The following is a 19,492-nucleotide window of genomic DNA, read 5'->3' on the forward strand; positions in this document are numbered from 1 at the left end:
AGCCCGGATGTACGATTTACCCAATCTAAAGTTATCCGAATATGGTGTGCTAGAACACCAACTCTAAGCCACTTCTGTCCAAAGTTACTTTGGTGGCACTGAGGTTCAGGTTGTGCGTATAGGTTAGATTCACGCTACCAATGCTGTCCGATCGAGTATGCGTCAATACAAGTAATCGCATTGGCTGTTTGATGATCATCAGGCAACTCAGCCAAACACGTCTATCGGGTCGTATTGAAAAACTCCGAGAGTACCATATGGGTGATCACCTGCTTCAGCTCAGGATACGCCTGAATATGCTCGCGGATTTCATTTAATCGCGCCATATTGGGTACATCGACATACAACATCATGTCCGTTTCTCCACTAATGGCATGACACCATTTCACGCCATCAAGTGTGTAGATGTCGTCGGCGTAGGCTTCGCAATGCTGAGAGCATGCGGAAGTATCAAACTTCAGTGCTAAATACGCCGTCACGCCGATGTCTGATTCTGCTTCGGCAATATCAGCGTGATAGCCGAGTATGACCTTGTCTTGTTCTAGCTTGCGGATTCGGGCGGTGACCGCAGAGCGCGACAGGCTCACATCTCGTGCAATTTCACTCACGGTTCGACGAGCATCAAGCCGCAATATATTCAAAATCTGTGTATCAAATTTATCCATTGTTCTTTGCTCTCAACTTACATGTTGATTTTATTATTACTTCCTTCAGTCACCATACTTTATCTTCCCTCTCGATTTAGCGCTCATAAATTTCGCCCAAGAACGCCCTGTATTCACGAAAAAGCGTCATTTTGACGGCGACACGAAAAAATTCCGTTAATCTGATGCTGAACAAAGACACTTTGCGCGATGCTTTTTTCGCCAAACCGCATTACTCTGGAACGGCTTTCCACTCAGATCACATAGAAGTGACAATGAATCAGTTAAAAAAAGAAATCACCTTGTTATCAGGTATCGGGCAACTGTCTACCACATTGCTCGGTACTGGCTTGTTTATGATCCCGGCCATTGCAGCAGGGATTGCTGGCGAACTGTCACTTTGGGCATGGTTGGTGTTGTTTGTGGCGATTTGCCCCATTGCACTGACCTTCGCTCAACTTGGAAAACGCTATCCTAACGCAGGCGGTACCGCTTACTTTGTGCGTCAGGCATTCAACCCACGGTTAGAACGCAGCGTCGCTTGGCTGTTTGTCAGTGTTATTCCTGTGGGTGTGCCTGCCGCGATTGCCCTTGCCGCTGGCTTTTTGCAACAACTGCTTCCCGAAGCGTTGAACGATTTCTTGTTGGCACAACTTATCACCGTGGTGCTCTTGATTAGCGTGAATTTAATGGGGGCGAAATCATCGGGCCAATTGCAAACCCTGATTGCGGTGAGCATTTTTGCCCTTGTCGGCGCATTTCTGTGGCGCGGCGAAGTCGGCATCGCGGATTTAACCATGCCTGCGATGAGTTCAGATTCCCTCTGGCCGATTGGCGCGGCATTGGGTGTGATGTTTTGGTGCTTTGTCGGTATCGAAGCCTTTGCGCATATGGGTGAAGAATTCAAAAACCCGCAACGAGATTTCCCCATCGCCATTATCGTCGGCTGTTTTGTGGCGGGCGCGACCTATTGGGCCATGTCAGTGGTTATCTTAAAATTCCACGCCTATGGCAGTGTTGAGTTTGATAGCGCGTCCATCCCTTATCTGAGTGAAAAGCTGTTCGGCCCTAACTTTAAACTGCTCGTCAGTGTCGTCGGTTTCTCCGCCTGTTTCGCCAGCGTGAATCTCTACACACAAAGCCTATCGCGCATGGTGTGGGCGCAAGCGCGAGAATATAAACCCAAGGGGAAAATGGCGCAGGTGTCTGCACGTGGCGTGCCCAAAAATGCCACCTTGGCGATTGGCGCAGTACTGGCGATTTCATGCGTGATTGGCGAATTGTCCGGACTGAATCTAGAGTTTTTCTTAAAGCTCGCCAACGGGATTTTTGTCTTGGTGTATCTCATGGCGATGCTCGCTGCCTTTAAGTTGCTTCAAGGTGCGTCCAAGTGGCTGGCGGCCGTCTCACTGGTACTTTGTACTTTTGTTTTTATTTGCTTGGGTTGGTCGATGCTTTATGCCCTGACTATTTTTGGTTTGTTGATGCTGCAAGGCAAGAAAGACAAGCGCAAAGCATTGAACTTATAGCAAGTTATACGCTGCTTCTGCATCAATCTACTATCGACAATACTGTTAATATATGAGATTTTTCGAGTCAGGCACGACGCAATCACGGGGAATCGACACAATGTTTGTACTATTGGACGGCGGCATGGGAAGAGAGCTTCAGCGCATTGGCGCACCCTTCTCTCAGCCACTTTGGAGCGCTCAGGCACTCATTGAATCGCCAGATTGTGTTTATCAAGCTCATCAGAATTTTATTGATGCGGGCTGTGATGTGATCACTGTGAACAGCTATGCTTGCGTCCCCTTTCATCTTGGCGAAGATCGCTATCAGCAACACGGTTTTGATCTTGCAGAATTGGCCGCACAAATTGCCCAACGCGCAGCGGAAGACAGCGAGCGAGAAGTGCGTGTGGCTGGGTGCATTCCGCCCGTACTCGGCTCCTATCGCCCTGATCTGTTTCACGCAGATATCGCCGCGCCTATCATTGAAACCCTGATTAATGCACAAGCGCCTTACGTGGATTTCTGGCTGGCTGAAACGATTGGCTCTATTGAAGAGTTTCACACGATTTGTGATTCCCTAACCCGCACCACATCCGTAAAGCCTGCTTTCTTTGCGTTTTCCTTGATGGACGTGGAAATGGATCAGCCTCGCTTGCGTTCAGGAGAATCTGTAGCAGATGCTGTGCAAGCCGCTTGTGAGCGAGATGTGGATGGTATTTTGTTCAACTGCTCTCAACCGGAAGTGATGCTAGATGCCATTGGTGTTGCCCGCGTGATCGTGGATAAACATTCAAACAGCATTTCGCTTGGCGCGTATGCCAATGGATTTTCTGTCATCTCGCAAGATCACGAAGCCAATGACGCGCTAACAACAGTACGAGAATTATCTGCCGACCAATATGCGGCTTACGTGAAAGCGTGGCTGGATGCGGGTTCTAACATTGTGGGCGGCTGCTGCGCAATTTTCCCCGAGCACATTGCCTATCTCGATTCACTGAGAAAGCAATAGCGGCTCCGTTTATCCCTCGTTGTGCGGCAACACACAACGAGGGAATACAGTGGTAAGCCTATTAAATACACTCGTTGAGCGCTAACCGCCGCTGTTTCACCTTGTCACTCTGCAGAAAATCAAGCACGAGCAAGTTAAAGATCTGGGTTTTCTCAAGATGAATGTTATGAGCGGCCTGCGGCACAACCGCAAGATTCGCCCCCGTAATTCCCCGCCAAAGCGACTCGGTTTGTTGCCACATGTAAGAGCGATCACTGTCTGGCCAAAGCACTAAGGTTTTAGCCTCTATTTCAGTCAAACGCTCAAGTGAACGCCACCCTGCCATGGCTCGTAACCCATTGATATAAGTTTGAGTTTGAACGCGCAGCGCCAACTCCATGCCACCAGCAAAATCAGGATCGCCTTCTCCATCTGAGAACCAGGTTTTGACCGTATCATGCGCGACTTGCTCAGTCCCTTGAGTTTCAGCACGCACTATGCTCTCTTCAATGGATTCAAAGCGCCCAGGCAAACTGCCCATTGGTCCGGTCGCATAAAGCACTAAACCGATCACTCTCTCAGGGGCTTTGATCGCCACTTCTTGCGCAATCATGCCACCCATGGAATGTCCCATGAGGTGAAACTGGTCAATGCCCATTGCATCCAGTCGCTCCAACACATAATCGGCAAAGCCATCAACGCTGTCTAAGCCAATCACATCTGCTTTTCCGCCGTATCCCGGCAAATCAAAGGCGACAACATCAAAGCGGGAGGAAAACAGGGAGATCTGTTTTTCCCAATAAGCCAGACCACTTAGAAAACCATGTACAAGTACCAACGTGGGCCCTGTACCGACACGTAAACAATTCATCGTATTTATTCCATTAATTCAGGGAGCCAAAGCGCAGTATCAGGCATGCCAATCAGCACGAACAACAAGACAACCAAAGCGGCGATAAACGGAATACATCCAATGATCACGTCGCCTATGGTCACTTTGTCTCGGGCGAGACTTTGAATGACAAACAGATTTAACCCCACGGGAGGTGTTAGCACAGCAATCTCCATGGTGATGGTGTACACCACGCCAAACCAAATAAGATCGAACCCAGCGGCATGTATCAAAGGGAACAAGGTCGGTAAGGTGATAAAGGTCATGGAAACAGGTTCCAAGAACATGCCGAGAATGACATAAAACACAATGATCATCGCGAGCACGGCATAAGGCGATAACTGCATGTCGACAAACAATTCTGTAAATTGTTGCGGGATCTGGTGGTAGGTCATCACGAAACCAAACAACACACCGGACGACAGCAATAGACCCAAGTAGCCCATGGTTTGCATGGTGGCTTTCAGTGCCTCTAGCAAGCCTTTCAGTCGCAACCCGCCGAAAGAGAAGGCAAGACCCAGCATAAATATCGCCGAGACACCTGCCGCCTCTGTGGGCGTTGCAATACCTGCATAGATTGAAATGGTGATCACCAAACCAACAAGGACAATAGGAAGCAATGCTGAGAGCGCGATTAACCAAGGAATAGGCGTTGCATTTTCATGCCCTGGAATATCCTCAGGATTCACCTTGCCCCAAATAAACACGATGATGAAGAACATGGTTACCAGAATCAGGCCGGGCACCACACCTGCGATAAACAATGCGCCGATCGACTGGTCGGTCACAATGCCGTAGAACAATAAAATTAAGCTTGGTGGCAGCAAGACACTGAGTGTCCCCCCTGCGGCGAGCACACCACTTGATAGACGCTTGCCATACCCAAGTTTGAGCATTTGTGGCAAAGCAACACCACCAATGGTCAGCGCACCCACCATGCTGGAGCCACATACCGCACCAAAACCAGCACACGCGCCAATACTGCCGTAGGCGGCAGCCCCGCGAATGGGAAGTTTACTGTGCATGAACCAATAGAGATTTGGCCCAATGGAGGATCGCCCTATCAGCTCTCCCAGAAACACAAACAATGGTACTGCCAGCAAAATATAATTAAACCACACGCCCCATAGTTTTAGCTCGACCGTCACGAGAGACGACTTGAGACTTAGAATATCGAGCAAAAAAGGGATTGAAGCAGCGGCTAGCGCAAAAGGGATCGGCAAACCAATGAGGATAAACCCCATCAGCAAACCCAACATCCCCAACCCAACGACATACCATTCCATCACTGATCCTTGTTTTCTTTGTTTAGTCTTCAGTTAAACGTTTGTTGCCACGAGATGACTGTGTTCGCGGAACGACTATATGTTCGCGGAACGACAGCATGTTCACGCAATGACAATTTGTTCACGCCGCGTCCTGCGAGCGAATGTCATCGTCCAGAGGAGATGTACTTTTTTCCTCTTCTGGCGGGTCACCGAAAATGAGCATGCACAGCGCGGTAATGCAAAAACTCAGCAGCGCAATAACCACAGGAATCCAGAAATAGAAACGCGGCCAGAGGAGAATTTCAGACGCAGAGCCAGAATCAATAGACTTGAACATGGCTTTGCCAGACGCAGCCAAAAAGAAGCTGCCGACAAGCAGCATCATCAACATATTGAATTTATCGACCCAGAACTGGATGCCCTTTGGCAGCCTGTCTCTGATCAGGCTCACTTTCGGGTAAGAATGGTTGAGCAGCGCATAAGAGACGCCAAGGAAAGCCACAGGCACCAGCAAAAGTGCGGTGGCTTCTGTCACCATGCCGTCTGGGCTATTAAGTATGTAACGCACTCCCACCCCGTAAGTGATCCAGGCAGCCTGGATCACTACGATGGCAGCGCCAACATACAACAACGCCAGAGACACAGTGCGCAAGAGTTGAAATATTGTTGTTTTCATCAAGCGCACCTCATCAACTACTTAGCGTGCGCCGCGAACAGGCCCCGGATCTCATCGGCAAGTGGCACACCACAGGCTTTGTTCACTTCTGGACTCCATTTCTCAACAATGCCCTCTAGCAAAGCTTCGGTGCGCTCTTCCGACATAGAAACTGCCGAACCACCGTTCGCCATGACCGCGTCACCCACACGCTCGTTTACCCAAGTTTCATAACGAGGCTTCAACCAGGTTTCGGCTTCTACTGCGGCTTCTTTTAATGCTTTCTGATTGGCAGGGCTGAGATCATCAAACTTATCTTTGTTCATCATGTAGATGATGTTGCCGTAGAACATATTGGCGTTGACCATGTGCGGCATCACTGACCACAACTTCCAAGAACTGTACGTCGCCACCCCCATGTTGATGCCATCTACCACGCCACGCTCTGCGGATTGGAAGACTTCTTTCGGTGCAACGAATACGGGTTTGCCGCCCCACGTTTCAATCATCAAACTCACTAATGGGCCAATTGAGCGTACTAATTTTCCATTCAATTTACCGATGTCTGATACTGGATCTTCAAACCACCATTCCTGATCGTACGAATAGTTAGAGTTAATCAAAGGGATCAGATCTGACTTCGCCGCTTCCGCTTCAATCAAGCTGGCATAAGCGGCGTCAAGTTCAATTTGTTTTTCCAAATTAATCGCAACCGGATACAAAGAGGTCACGCGATAACATGGAAGACGTGTATCTGCTGGCACCCAGCTGATATCAGACACGCCGCCTTGCATCGCATCCACCCCTTCACTCCAACCATGCAGGGTCGATGATGGGAAGATCTGAACTTTCAAATCACCGTTACTTTTCGCAGCGGCTAGCTCAGCAAACTTCTTGAAGCCTTGGTAGCGAACATCAGATTCATTCACATAGGTCGACAAGCGAATAGTCTCCGCAGCTTGGGCGGCAATTGGCATCGCGCCAATGAGCGCGCAGGTGATTGCGGTGAGGCGGAAGGCGTTGGCAGTTTTTGCAATATTCATGTGACTTCTCCTTGTCTCTTTCGACACAGATTGGAACGTTTAAAACATGAGGCCGCCCGTTGGTGATTTGCGGCGAGGTCTATAACAGGTGCTAGTAATAAGCATGACCACATACCGTTTTTATGCGTTATGCCAATTCGATTGGTCGGCATGCCGATTTTTAAGGGCACAAGATGTATTGCGAATAATCAGAGAGTTGGGGCAATTGCACCCCCTATACCCCTGAAAAAGAAAAGGGTTTTCACGTAAGGATTTTTTGCTGATTTGGCATTTTCTTATCTTTAATGCCTGAACAACGAATGCGCTTTGTTAAGTTTAAAGAAGCGATATGCGGAACGCAGTTCACACAAAGGAATGTGATGAAAGGCTTTGTAGTCTGCAATGTGGGGGGACTCAGAAACAACCTCATCGCGACGAGCAACTTGGATGCATTACAGGTTTGGAGAGGATGTTTGGACTTTAAACTATTGGAAGATTTGGTGTGTCTCGCCCATTCCACCAGCTTTACGTCAGCAGCAAGAGAGCGATTTGTTACGCAACCTGCGTTCAGCCGACGAATTAAAGCACTTGAGCAATGGGTAGGAGCAGAACTGGTTAACAGGGAATCGCAACAGCTTGAGTTAACCGAACAAGGGCAAGCATTTGTGGTGGAGGCCGAAGAAATTCTTAATCGCCTTTATTTGGCACGTGACTCTGCCCGAGCACTGAAAAAGAACGCGAACAATGAAATCTCAGTCGCGGCGCAAAATTCGATTGTGCAAACCCTGTTTATGCAGTGGATGCAACATGTCGAGAAAGCAGTGGGGCCGGTTTACGTTCGTCTTTCTTCAGACAGACTGGCCGATTGCATTGACCTTTTCGTTCAAGGCAGCGTGGACTATTTGCTGTGCTATACCCACAAAGAACTGGGACTCGGCATTGATCCATCACGTTTCCAAAGCGCAGTCATTGGCGTGGAAACCTTAGTGCCCGTCTCGTTAGCCGTTAATAATCAACCAAAATACTGTCTGCCCGGCACTGAGCATGAACCACTCCCGTTAGTGGCTTACACCCATCAGTCACTGTTTGGCAAAGCGATTAACCAATTGCTGGATAAACAACCTTGCTATCTGACGCGACGCTATGAGAACCCATTCGCGCATACATTGAAATCCATGGTGTTAGGTGGTTATGGCTTGGCGTGGCTTCCCCGTTCATTTGTTAAAGACGAATTGATGCGCGGCGAATTGTGTATTGCAGGTGATGAAAGCTGGCATGTTCCGTTTGAAGTTAGGCTTTATTACCGTGACCCCGACAATGCCTTTTCGAAGTCGATTGTGCGGATTTCTCAGAAGATGTCATGCGAAGAAGGCACAAATGAAGCTCATTCAAATCAGGAGGATAGCAGCAGTGTCAGTGCCAATGAAAACAGGCTTAGTCGCCCAGTAGCCCGTTAAAAGCAGGGTGGCGTTTTTTTAAGCTATCCGCCTTGATAATCCAAACTCCACCCAGCAGCAGATCGCGTGGCTATGATGCGATACTCTCCCATGCCTGCTCGTGCTGCCTGAGCCACAAAAAATGGCATGATGCTACGCATGCTTTCGCCCTGCTCTGTCATCGGTGTTCCGCGCTCCAATTTCTCAAACCCCGGCGCAATCTCACTGGCAGATCGTCTAATCGTGAGCACAACTCGACGATAACCTTGCCTATCTGCATCGGAAAGTACGTCAACAAACACAGCCACCGTGGTATCTATTTGTGACTGTGGAACGGGTTCAACGGTGATCACTTGCGGCTCGCCACCCGTCACTGGGCTGCCGGCACCGGGGGCAGGGCTTGCCGTTCTGCTATCAGAGCCGGAAGATCCACCATCTGGCGTTAACATCACCCGCATCAGCGTGGAGACAATGGTCGGCATAACCGCCCCCGCCGCTAACATGGATTCTTGCACCACGGTGCCACCAATGATTCTCGCCATTCCCCCTTCAACGAGGCGCAATCCCGCGCCTGATTGAGCAATATGATCCAAAATCGTGATGGGAACGAGTCGATTTGCCGCCGCACCTGCTGGCATCAATCGCGCGAGTGCTTCGGCAGAAAGCCCTGAAGCTTCGAGCAAGGCACCTTGCATAATGCCGCAACTGGTTGGGTTACCGCCTAACCAACGAACAATCGCGGGTGCACTGTTTTGCACAAGAGAAGTCGCTCGTTCGATATCAACCGCAGCCTCTGCGGCTTCAACAATCACGTAGGCATTGACACGCTGCCCCATGCCCGCCACCGCTCTTTCTGTGATTTCTCTTGGCGCAACCTCAAACAACAACTTGAGCGGGCCGCCGTGTATCTTGATCAATTGGCCTGCGGCATTTCGCGCATACATGACGGCGTGATTAATTCCACCTTCCGTCACCAAAATCATGGCGCCGCGCTCTAGCGCTTGCATCATTTCAGCTGTCGCAGCTGTGCGAGTGGCAAACACTGCGCCACCTTCGCGAACAAACGCTTCACCGGTTTCCCTTAACACGGCTTCCGTCGCAATCTCGCCGCCTTCTCGCACCACGAGTCGTGAGCCTTGCCGTTGCACTGCGGTTCTCACTAACGCTGCCGGCGCTCGGATCAAGGCTCTTGCAGCCACACCCGCAGAACCTAGTGTTGCCATGTCCAACATCAGAAAACCAACGCCCAATACACGCTGGAAATAGGTTTCCGCTTCGCGTATTTGCTGGATTGAGCCGTAAATCGGCACTAAGGTCCAAAGGCTACGTGATGGGTCAGGTTCACCCGCCGCGTGTCTTGCGCGGTTCTCTTCTGGGCTGTCGGACACCGCCCACGTAACCAGCCCTGCGGCAAGACCAATGCCTGCCAGAATAAGCCAAGGGGCGATTTGGTGAAGGTCCTGATCAACGGCGCGGTTAATCTCATATTTTTTCCCACGCAACGCCGCACTCGCTGCATATTCCGCTTCATATTCAGACTGCCAAAAAGGTTGGCTAATACGCAGATCGCCATACGCCGTTCCCGCCCCTAAACGCCCTTGAACCGTATGCGCCAATTCATGACCAAGAATGTGCTGCCCTGCCCGACTGGCTAGGTCAAGACTGCTATCGACAACAATATGATCATTGAGCGTATAGGCGACCGTGTTTAGGGCTTTCAACGATTGAGTGGCTGCCGCACTTCGATGCAAACGAATGGGGGACAAATCGTAACCGTACGATTGTTCAAACGGCGCTCTCACTGCTGCGGGAATGGGCTGTCCGCTTTCAAGCCCCAATGAATGCACCTGAGGAGCCAAGCGCGGAGACGCGAAACGTGACGTGGATTCTTGCTGGGAGAACGCTGCCTGAGAGGGGCTCTCAGTCGCTGCGCTCAACAACGCATTACCCAATGCCCCCAGCGAAGAGGACACAGAACGAGGAACTGGCGGCAATGCGGGTGCGGGCTTTGTCGGCGTAAACCGCTTGATCACCCGTGCCATATCCATGGGCCTCGTATCGGAGCCACCGGGAAGCGACCGCTGGCGCGTTTGTGATGATGGTAAAGATTGCAAAGATGACGAAGATGACGAAGATGCCGGTGGTGTGCCTGCCATCGGCGTGCCACCGCTTCTCAATAGCAGTTGAGACCCCCTTTCTGACAGTAAAGAGCCCGATTCTGATAATAAAGAACTTGTCTCCATCAAAGCGCCATTCCCCACCGACAACAGATCACTGGTGCGCGATTTTTGGACGAGGCCATTCTTACTGCGTTCGGAATTCGCAGTCTCCGTCTTTTTCTGTGGCGGCGCAAAATCAGGCATGGTTACCGCTACTCCACACTGCTTAAGCTATTTTTTCGTCGGTCTGCCTTTCACGGGTTGCCTTAACGTCGCCTTGCGCCGTGCGGCGGCTTTTTCCGTTGGAGCGGCTTTCAATTTTGCGTCCACATTGAGTGTCGTTTTAGGTCGAGGTTTCGGCTCGGGTCGTATTTCATCTTGCTTGATCGGCTCCTCTTTTGGCTGCTCCTTGTTTGGCTCCTCCTGTTTGGGCTCAGTCGTCTGAGAAACCATGTCTTCAAACTTGCCTATCTCTTTCAACTGCTCACGTTCACGTTGAATAGATTCATCAATCTGCTTATTAAACACTGCGCGTTGCAGCTCCAGATCGGCAATACGACGTTCAACCCGAGACTGTTGTTCCAGCGCATTGGCTTTGGTTCTGCCAATCGGATCGGGCTCTTTGTCGGGGTGACTGACTTTCTGCAACGCCTCGACCAGAGAAATGTGTTTTTTCAGTACCTCACTTGCCTTAGCCATCATGTACTCCTTACTCAAATCTGCTGATTAAATGCGTTCTGAGGGGCAGGAAATTCAGTATGATTTATCACTGAACTGGTCGTGATGTTGCCAACGAATGGCCCCTGCATATTGTTGAAATCAAACGACGGTAAAAAACGGGTATTGGCCTTGACCTGATTGCCCATCACCACCGCACGGAAACCACGAAGTACGACGGTGGCATGTTGCCCAATTTCATCAGGAACAAAGCCCACATGCTCAACATAATTGTTGTTGAAGAACACGCGTTCAAAACGAATATGGAAGTTATCTATCAAGGAATTGGAGAGAATTTCCACCACAGTGTCAGCCCCTCGACCCAAAAATTTGTTGTTGCTGATCTGGGCGGAATAGCCAATGCGCAGTGCCGTTGCCCCCAAAGGGAAGGCAATTTCGATCAACCCTTGCATCAGCAAGGCTCTGTCTTCCAATGTCCGCTCTCGCGTTAACAAATCGGAATAAGAGACCAGATTACTTTCGATGCGCGCTTCCAGCACGAAAAGTGCGCCAATTCCCACGGTGCGAGCGGGGTTGACCTTTTCATCTTTGCTCACGCCCGTGTTCAAAACCTCGTTAGATTCCACATGACATTCGCCAAGCTGAAAGATGCACGCAATGGACGACGCCAGTACGTTCTTACCTTCTGCACCGACATAATTGAGCCGATTGCCAATAATGGCGGCACGCGCCAAACACAGCGCGACGAAAATCCCACCGTTGCGGCAATTGCTAATTTGGTTGTTGGCGATATCCACCCTGACGCAGCGCTCGCAAAGTACCGCCGCGCCGCCATCCGCAATGTGGTTATTCTGCACTTGAATGTCTTCACTTTGGCTGGCAAATACGCCGATGGTGCAGCCCGATAGGGTGTTGTCGTCCACATTGACCACGGTGCATTCCGAGAGAGACACGGCAAGTTCGTCACCAGAATCCCCGGCAAAATCATTGTTTTTTATCCGCAGCCCTGCGACCTGCTCTGCCACAATGTTGCCGGTACAACCTTGAATCCAATTCTGCGCAACGGTGATCCCGCCAGTGAACATTTCATCGTCGCCACCTAACAAAATGGCAATCTGAGATTCAATCTGTTCTTGGGTTTGTATGCGATTACGTTCAATTAACGCACCCAATCCACGCACCATGATGCCAGTGCTGTCTTCAGCGGCGAGCATGATTTGGTTTTCTGATACCACGCCAAACGCACAGGCACTTTCTATCGCGACGGCTTCTTGATTGCTTTGCAATCGCCCTAACACAATTCGGTTTCCCATCACTGTGCTGTATGATGCTGTGGAGAACGAGCGACCCAGTGGCTGGTTATTGATCACCACGCCGCGCACATAGCCTTGAATATCATTGCCATGCACCTGTACTCGTCCCGTCAGACGCGCAACGCCGACGCCGACGATACCGCTTTCCTGCCCTTCTTTGTCGACATGGGCGTTGATTTGGTTGTTTTCAATCACCAGATCTTCGCCGCCATCGTCCATCCAAACGCCAATTTGAGTGCCTGACAGTGAACATTGCGCCACGCGGACGCGCTCGCAATCAAATAGACCAACAGCAGGGTTATCGGTTGGCACGGCATTCTCTCGGGTCGAGATCACTCGACAATCTTCAATCAAGCTGTCTTGCACGTGACGAAACACCATCACGCCTTGCGGCTTTTCGCTGCTTAAACCCGTTAAAACAGAAATCATGGTGACATGAATGCCCGACAAGGTTTCTTCTTGTTCGCCGCTGACAAGCAGCGCGGCATCATTGCCAAGGTGACGAATTTGCGCACCATGAGATTCACCGTGCAAGGTGACATTGGGATAACGAATACGAAGCGGACGACGGATGACATGCACGCCCACTTTTAAGCAGACACAGCCCCCAAATTCTGGTGACAAGCTATCTAATGCGGTTTGAATATCTTCGCCCGGACGCACCACCACGGTACAACAGCCCGTCACACCTATTGGATCTCGACAATCTTGAAAAACCGGGGCGACAAACTCACCATTTAACGCATCGATCACCGCTAAGCGGCAGCGATGATGATGAAAAGCTTGTGGCGGCGCATTGGTCAGTGTTTCAACTGAACTGTCGGCATAGCGGGTGACAAAACTCCAATTGTCACCAATATGGTATTCCCCTGCCCCTGCATCGCGGGACAAGGTCACTTCGACCCCATCTTCGAGTGCGATAAACACACCTTCAGGGACGGCAATTAAACCGTCACTGGCTGGTGCATCAAGATTGGTGATTTCATTGCCATCGGTATCGAGTACCACACCAAACTGGTCCCAACGACGAAGAATAGGATGAAGGGTTTGGTTAGCCGCTGTCGAGGCGGGAACCAATACAATTTCCCCCGCTGCGAGCGGATTTTCCAGCACCACGGTATTGGCAGCGTCATTGACTGAAAGAATACGCACCATGGTGCCGGGCAGGCCTTCCAACACGCGCACATCGTCGGTAATTTCAGCCCAATCGCCTGCACTGAAACGCAGATAATCGTCTTTGGCGACTTGCTCAAGGGTCAGGGTGTTGTTGGCAGGTTGCGCCAATATTCGCCCAGCGAATGCGCCGTTTACCCGCGACCATTTCATTAAGGGCAAACCCGCTTCATTCACATCATGAACCGCCACCATGTAGGTGCGATTTTCTAGCCCTCGATAGCCGCCCTCTGGCGGCAGCAAGCAAGGGTCGTTGACCGCAGATGCGGGATTGGCTCGGGAAGATAATCGCCCTGAAGATGGCGCAATAAACGCGTCCCAACCTTCAATGTCTTCATCGTCAGTATTACACGTCACGCCATCACCGACAGGGCCAAACAATCGCACTTGCCATACGGTTTGCATGCGAGCGCTGGTATCGACGCCAATCGCCGGATCAACTAAATCGGGGGCTTCCAAAAACGTGACCGGACGTTTCCACACATCGAGATAGGCCAGATACCGTCCGTCTTCAGGCTGTATTCCCGGGTCGGCGCTAGTCAGCATCGGTCGATAAGGCTGATCATCAAAGGGGATCGGCATCTCACTGTGCAGTTCTTCAAGGGGCAATGAAAAGTGATGCTCATCGTAGCCAAAGCTCTCAGCTAACAAGCCATCGACATAATATCGCCCCGGATGAATCAGCAAACTGCCTGCTACCACATCCAATCGAAAGCTGTCTGGAAGGTGGGCGGGATAGCCACAGAAGCCCGCTAAATCAATAGTTTCAGCACGAAAGCGGCGATCTATCATGGCCGCCGCTTCATTCAGCGGCGTGTCGGAGACCACCCTGCCTTGCATCGACACCAATTCGGCGTAATTGTGGCGTGGGTCAAAGGTCTTTCCTGAAATATCTACAGCCATGGAACTCTCCTTCAAGTCACATAGATCAAACCGGCATCGAGCCCGATGGGTAAGAATTCATTGAGACGAAACAGCAGCGCATCATGCCGCTGCGGCTGATAAAGATGGTGATACACACCCATTTCGCTGCCACTGTCTGCACCTCGTAATATTTCGGTTGGCGCAGAAAGCAGTAACTGCCCGTAAGCGGGGTCGCCATAACGGGTAGAGGTAAACGCAGGCACGACACGCGCCCGAACACCATGAAGAATATGTTCGCGTTCGGCATCAGTGAGCGAGGGGTTGCGCGCTTCGGCTTTTTCGATAGCGTTTGACCCTGCGAACTGCGGCTGACAACGATGCTGACGCGGTACACGAGAAAAGGGAGGGATATAAGAAAAACGGGCGCATCCGGTTTGTCGTTGTAATGCCCAAACCGGTGATGTCCACGCATCCCCTTCGCCAAGTGCGGCGTCGAGAATGGAATTTGATATCAGTGGAAAAGACCGCGCAGCTATTTTGCCAATGACCGTGGTTTCACACAGAGTCAGCACACCGCCATGACTGATTTCATCAAGGGCTGAAAAGGCGACATGGTTATGTGAAGTGGCATCGACAATGCTGTCTTTCACCGACACTGACGCCCCTTCTACCGTGCGAATTGCACCGACGATGCTGTTTTCAATTTCCACGGTAACATTGGGGATTTCAACCAGCAGCGACGCCGCATTAGGCAGCATCGGCTGTCGGTTTATCGACAAAGCGTGTCCAGGCACTAAAGTGACGTTTCGAAGCACTAAGCGACGTAATTGGTTGTCGCCGGTATCAGGCACCACCAGCCTTCCACCAAACACCACCAACCCATCAATGATCACTTCGGATTCCGCGCCACCGACCACGGTAAAATCACCACCTTCGAGATCGATAAATACGCGGTGTCCGTCTGCGGCGCGCAGCGACACCGTTTGATCGGTATTCACCGAAATGTCAGGCGATACAGCAAATCGATGCGACACGCCAATTTCAACCACACCACCGGATTCCACATTGCCCAGTGCGGCTTGAATATCGCCGCCTGCGCCGACACTGTGCAAATTAGCGGAATGGCTAATAAAGCCTTCGCTGCGAGAATAAGCCCCGCCTCCAATATCGGTGCATGCACCATAGTGGAATGTCACTTCCACGGTTTCTGGCTCAACCATGCTAGCAGGAAACGATAAGCGCCCAAGTTCGGGGTCGACCGAGATTCTGTCTACGGGCGAATGCGCCCAGTCTGCGCCATCATCACTGAGGTTACAGATCTGCAATTGATTGGCGGTTTGCATAATGCCATTAACCACCACAGTGAACGCGTGAGGATAAAAACCGTCGAGCCGATTTGCTGCAATGCCTCGGCGCAACAGCGGCACAGGCAGATTTTCCTCGCGAGCCAAATGGTTAATATCAGGCTCAGTTTGAGGCTCATTGAACAACGGAGCATTGAACCCCATCGGCTGGAACAGATATCGTCGCGCTGCCAAACGAAACGCAGGCGTTAACGATTGACGGTAATGACGCAATCGCCACAAGAATATGCCGACATGCTGGAAATGATGTTTCCCTTCACCTTGGCTGATCCGCCCTGTCGCCATCGTGTAGCTGGCGGTATCAAATGGCGTGTTGATAGCTTCACACTTCGCACTGTCTCTGACATTCAAGGTGTAATGATTATCAGGACGCGGCGCGGCAAGATGTTCTGGTCGGGCGAGCAGTTGGAAGAACTCCACCACTTTGGCAGGCCAGCGCGTGGTATCAGATGCTAATTGTTCCAGCGCTAACGCCACACCGCGGCGTCGGGTTAAGCGAATTTGATTGGCGGCGGCTGCGCGTTGACTCACGCCCGGAATATTTGGCCCGTAACGATAACCCACCAACTCACCAATGTAAGGCGCAGCCCATTCATCACAGGTTTCAATAAACTGGTTATCATAGAGGCGATCGGCATCGTTTTTCACGATCGCCGCTTGCTCGGCGAGAATTTCCATTAAGGCTTTGAGGGGAAACCCCTGTGCTTCATCGCGTTTGCGATAAACTTCTGGCAAGAGTTGATAGAGCGCGTCAGGTGACAAGCTGTTCATACGCTGACCTCCAGAAAATCGAGCGGCCCAGGATGCAAACTCAGCACTGATGCGCCCAGCACTTCGGTATCAACGCCGCTACCCATCACCTCAGCATTCGCTGCCGCGAGACCATCGTGGCGTGTAGGGATCTCGCCCGTGTATAAACGTTCAATCACCACCGCGTCGATTCCCGCCACATCGTGCAACAGCGCAATAATTTCACTGGCAAAAACAGGCTGACCAAAACGGCGAGCGTCAAACGACAATGCCGCACGCAATACAGCTTCGGCACTCTCACTCACTTCATCGGGGAGATAATCAGGATGGACTTGAAGACGCACACCGAGCTTAAAAAAGCGCTGGCGATAACTTCGTAAAATAAAGCGTGCAAACGGGTCGCCGGCTGCGGTCAACGCTTCCGTTAAGCTGCTGTGCAACGCACTGCCCTCTGGCACTTGCGCCCCTTCTTCTGCTGCTACAGTGACCACCACTTGTGGCCCACCAGAAAGATGCAACCACTGCGCACTGGCTTTGGCAATGCCGCCATAACCTTGGGAGAAGTCGGCGTAATCCGTTAAAGAAACCACGCGTCCCAAGGTGCGACAGGACAAAGGTGCGCTGCGTTTTATCGCATCACGCCCTTCGGGATCCGCACCGCCGTCGGCATCGAGCAAATTATCGACCGCCTGAACACCAAGCGGCTGCGACATCAATAAATTGAGTTGCCCGGCTTTTACTCGCCCAATCAAACCATGAGTTTTACGGTAACTGGCGCGAATGTTTTGCTGACCTTTACCCGGCATCGCGCCTTTCACGCCATCGCCAAAGGTGATGTGACTGTAACCTTGTTCATCAACACGCATCGAATACACGCGATCAGCGGGTTGCGTGCTCAAAAAGTTCGCCACCGGATGCCACAGGATTTGATTAACTCTAATTTCTAGCGTGGGTTTCACGCCCGTTGGCGTCGCCGCGGGCACAAAGGTTTGTGGCGCTTGGCGGGTAGTAAAAGAAGCATGGGGCAAAGCCGCGCCATCACCCAAGACTTCCACCACCGATTCACCTTGAGTGGCTTGTGCAACATTGGCAGCAATACGCAGGCTTTGTGGGAAGTAAGCTGCGCCTAAAGGTTCAGTCAGAGTGAGCGATGTGCCCGCACCGGCCGACAGTTCATGGTTAACAGACTGCACAATGCGCGTGGCAATGACAGGCATCTCGCCTGAGCCTTTAGCCAGTCCGTTGAGAATCACTTTGCGCCCTTCTTCTAGGCCGGGAAACCAGCCATTAAGCTGAACGGAAACCGTGTCAGCATCCAAGGGGGAAGTGATCGGCGGTTCCGCCAAGGTTAAAAACTCACTGGCAGCAAACACGGTAGTCTGTCTAATGGAGAACTCGCCAAAATCCTCGTTTCGATCCAACGCCAAGCGGCTACTTTTACCGGTAACAGCAAAAAATGAAGCCGCGACCTCGGCAGTGTCTGTGACCTGATAACGCGCCCATGTGTCGCCATCACGAATAACAACCTCACTGTCATTGGCGATTTCTGCTATCTGCCGTTCAAGGTAAACATGATTAGCGCCGTCTCTCATCAAAGATAACGTACCTTCATCGGCCCATGTTGCGGCAGTCTTGCCCGCGTATGGACCCGGTTCAAGGCTTTCTACCACCACATCGCTGCCGTCCACGCTGTAAACTGGCACCATGCCCGTCAACGAATGATGAAGGCTGCTCAAGGGCGGTGCGGCGTGACCAAAAATGGCGGCTGACGCACGAAAAACCAGCACGGTTGTGTTGCTCTGGCTCGCCGCTTCCAAAGGGGCGAAAAAGGCATTTTCTGACAACTCAGCATCCGCCAATACCGTGACCAGTTCTGAAGTACCAAGGGTGTGATCCAGCTTTTCTGCCAACGCACCAGACACCGTGGTGGAAAAGCTGCTTGATGCAGAAAATCCTATTTCTGAAGCAGGATCCGAAGCAGGTTCAGAAATCGGCTCCGTGCCGATTGGCGATACCGTTACCCATGTCAGATCTTTCGCGTCAGGGTCTTGGGCGATATTCGCCAACACCGGATCGACTGCATTGACCACAGCAAAAACTGGCGTGCCGTCGTCGGCAATAAAATAGACCCCATCGCCCGCTTTCAGCTTGGTATTGGTGCCCCAAAACGGCAGTTGCGTCGTCGAAGCCGTTAACGGATGGGGCGCCGTCAGTTTTGGACGAATGGCATTCCATTCCGCGCGAGCCAAGAGATCATCAAGGGTTTCATAAATAACGGGCGTTTCATCCTGCCCCGGCGTGCTTTGTATTTTGGTGCCTGCTGGGACAGTAATACGCTCAGGAATGCCTGCGCCCGCGGCAATGTTAAACGACAGATCGGCACTGGCTGCCGCGCCGGGATGGGGAATGTAATCAATCAATATCGCCATTTCATGCAGCGATTGGGGCAGTTGCGCGGTGCGCACATAGGCTTCGTTAAGCCACATTTCATTGTAGAAAGTCAGCACGTCACAACTGGCTGCCCAAGCCTCTAACAACGCCAGAGTAAAATCTTCCCCTTCTCGTGTGGTTAATGTACCGAGTGCGCCGTATTGCGATGAAGAAAGCCTCGCCACCATGCTTTGATAGAAATCTTGGTGGCTACCTGCGCGAAAACTAATTCGAGGTAAGCCCGCTGTGTTATCAGGCGCTTGCGGCGTCAGTACGCGAGTGCCATTACACGCGCCACAATGTGACTCTTCTTGTGAGCGAGCATTTAACAGAGAATCGACCATG

General features: G+C 51.4%; 14 protein-coding genes. 4 read left to right on the forward strand and 10 right to left on the reverse strand.

Translation table 11 applies throughout. The features are described 5' to 3' along the window. Window positions 1-221: 221 nt before the first annotated feature. Window positions 222-665: an Lrp/AsnC family transcriptional regulator gene (locus tag AB8599_RS16330; protein ID WP_407333964.1), complete on the reverse strand. Its 444-nt coding sequence runs from the start codon at window positions 663-665 to the stop codon at window positions 222-224. 254 nt (window positions 666-919) lie between these two features. Here AB8599_RS16330 and yjeH point away from each other — a divergent pair, with 254 nt between their 5' ends. Next, complete coding sequence (yjeH, locus tag AB8599_RS16335) at window positions 920-2,173, forward strand: L-methionine/branched-chain amino acid transporter (RefSeq protein ID WP_407333965.1); 1,254 nt, start codon at window positions 920-922, stop codon at window positions 2,171-2,173. A 100-nt stretch (window positions 2,174-2,273) separates the two neighbouring features. After that, entirely contained in the window at window positions 2,274-3,164 is an 891-nt protein-coding gene (locus tag AB8599_RS16340) for a homocysteine S-methyltransferase family protein (protein ID WP_407333966.1), read from the forward strand. A gap of 61 nt (window positions 3,165-3,225) precedes the next feature. Here AB8599_RS16340 and AB8599_RS16345 read toward each other — a convergent pair whose 3' ends face one another. From AB8599_RS16345 to dctP, 4 genes are all read right to left on the reverse strand, one after another. Then, window positions 3,226-4,014, reverse strand: coding sequence for an alpha/beta fold hydrolase (locus AB8599_RS16345; protein WP_407333967.1), 789 nt, complete (start codon window positions 4,012-4,014; stop codon window positions 3,226-3,228). 5 nt (window positions 4,015-4,019) lie between these two features. Further along, window positions 4,020-5,321 carry a TRAP transporter large permease gene (locus AB8599_RS16350; protein WP_274164223.1) on the reverse strand — a complete coding sequence of 434 codons (1,302 nt, stop codon included), beginning with the start codon at window positions 5,319-5,321 and terminating at the stop codon, window positions 4,020-4,022. A gap of 121 nt (window positions 5,322-5,442) precedes the next feature. After that, window positions 5,443-5,979, reverse strand: coding sequence for a TRAP transporter small permease (locus AB8599_RS16355; protein WP_407333968.1), 537 nt, complete (start codon window positions 5,977-5,979; stop codon window positions 5,443-5,445). A gap of 17 nt (window positions 5,980-5,996) precedes the next feature. After that, window positions 5,997-7,001, reverse strand: coding sequence for a TRAP transporter substrate-binding protein DctP (dctP, locus tag AB8599_RS16360; RefSeq protein ID WP_407333969.1), 1,005 nt, complete (start codon window positions 6,999-7,001; stop codon window positions 5,997-5,999). Between the two features lie 452 nt (window positions 7,002-7,453). Between dctP and AB8599_RS16365 the strand changes: the two genes are divergently transcribed. Continuing rightward, the gene (locus AB8599_RS16365) at window positions 7,454-8,437 is read left to right on the forward strand and encodes a LysR family transcriptional regulator (protein WP_407333970.1); all 984 of its coding nucleotides are present in this window, start codon (window positions 7,454-7,456) and stop codon (window positions 8,435-8,437) included. A 23-nt stretch (window positions 8,438-8,460) separates the two neighbouring features. Here the strand turns inward: AB8599_RS16365 and AB8599_RS16370 are convergent, their stop codons facing one another. Further along, window positions 8,461-10,464 (reverse strand): DUF4157 domain-containing protein, encoded by a 2,004-nt coding sequence (locus AB8599_RS16370; protein ID WP_407333971.1) that lies wholly within the window; start codon window positions 10,462-10,464, stop codon window positions 8,461-8,463. Here AB8599_RS16370 and AB8599_RS16375 point away from each other — a divergent pair. Then, the gene (locus tag AB8599_RS16375) at window positions 10,463-10,603 is read left to right on the forward strand and encodes a hypothetical protein (protein WP_407333972.1); all 141 of its coding nucleotides are present in this window, start codon (window positions 10,463-10,465) and stop codon (window positions 10,601-10,603) included. The genes AB8599_RS16370 and AB8599_RS16375 overlap by 2 nt on opposite strands. A 203-nt stretch (window positions 10,604-10,806) precedes the next feature. Here AB8599_RS16375 and AB8599_RS16380 read toward each other — a convergent pair whose 3' ends face one another. Genes AB8599_RS16380 through AB8599_RS16395 form a run of 4 tightly spaced genes read right to left on the reverse strand, consistent with a single transcriptional unit; the run spans window position 10,807 to window position 19,491 of the window. After that, window positions 10,807-11,274: a hypothetical protein gene (locus AB8599_RS16380; protein ID WP_407333973.1), complete on the reverse strand. Its 468-nt coding sequence runs from the start codon at window positions 11,272-11,274 to the stop codon at window positions 10,807-10,809. A 14-nt stretch (window positions 11,275-11,288) separates the two neighbouring features. Beyond that, window positions 11,289-14,642, reverse strand: coding sequence for a DUF6519 domain-containing protein (locus AB8599_RS16385; protein WP_407333974.1), 3,354 nt, complete (start codon window positions 14,640-14,642; stop codon window positions 11,289-11,291). A gap of 11 nt (window positions 14,643-14,653) precedes the next feature. After that, a complete protein-coding gene (locus AB8599_RS16390) occupies window positions 14,654-16,738 on the reverse strand; it encodes a hypothetical protein (protein ID WP_407333975.1) in 2,085 nt (694 codons plus the stop codon). After that, window positions 16,735-19,491, reverse strand: coding sequence for a hypothetical protein (locus AB8599_RS16395; protein ID WP_407333976.1), 2,757 nt, complete (start codon window positions 19,489-19,491; stop codon window positions 16,735-16,737). The genes AB8599_RS16390 and AB8599_RS16395 overlap by 4 nt, the downstream gene beginning before the upstream one ends. Window position 19,492 lies beyond the last annotated feature (1 nt).

The sequence above is a fragment of the Enterovibrio litoreus genome, from assembly GCF_045679545.1.
Lineage (GTDB): Bacteria > Pseudomonadota > Gammaproteobacteria > Enterobacterales > Vibrionaceae > Enterovibrio.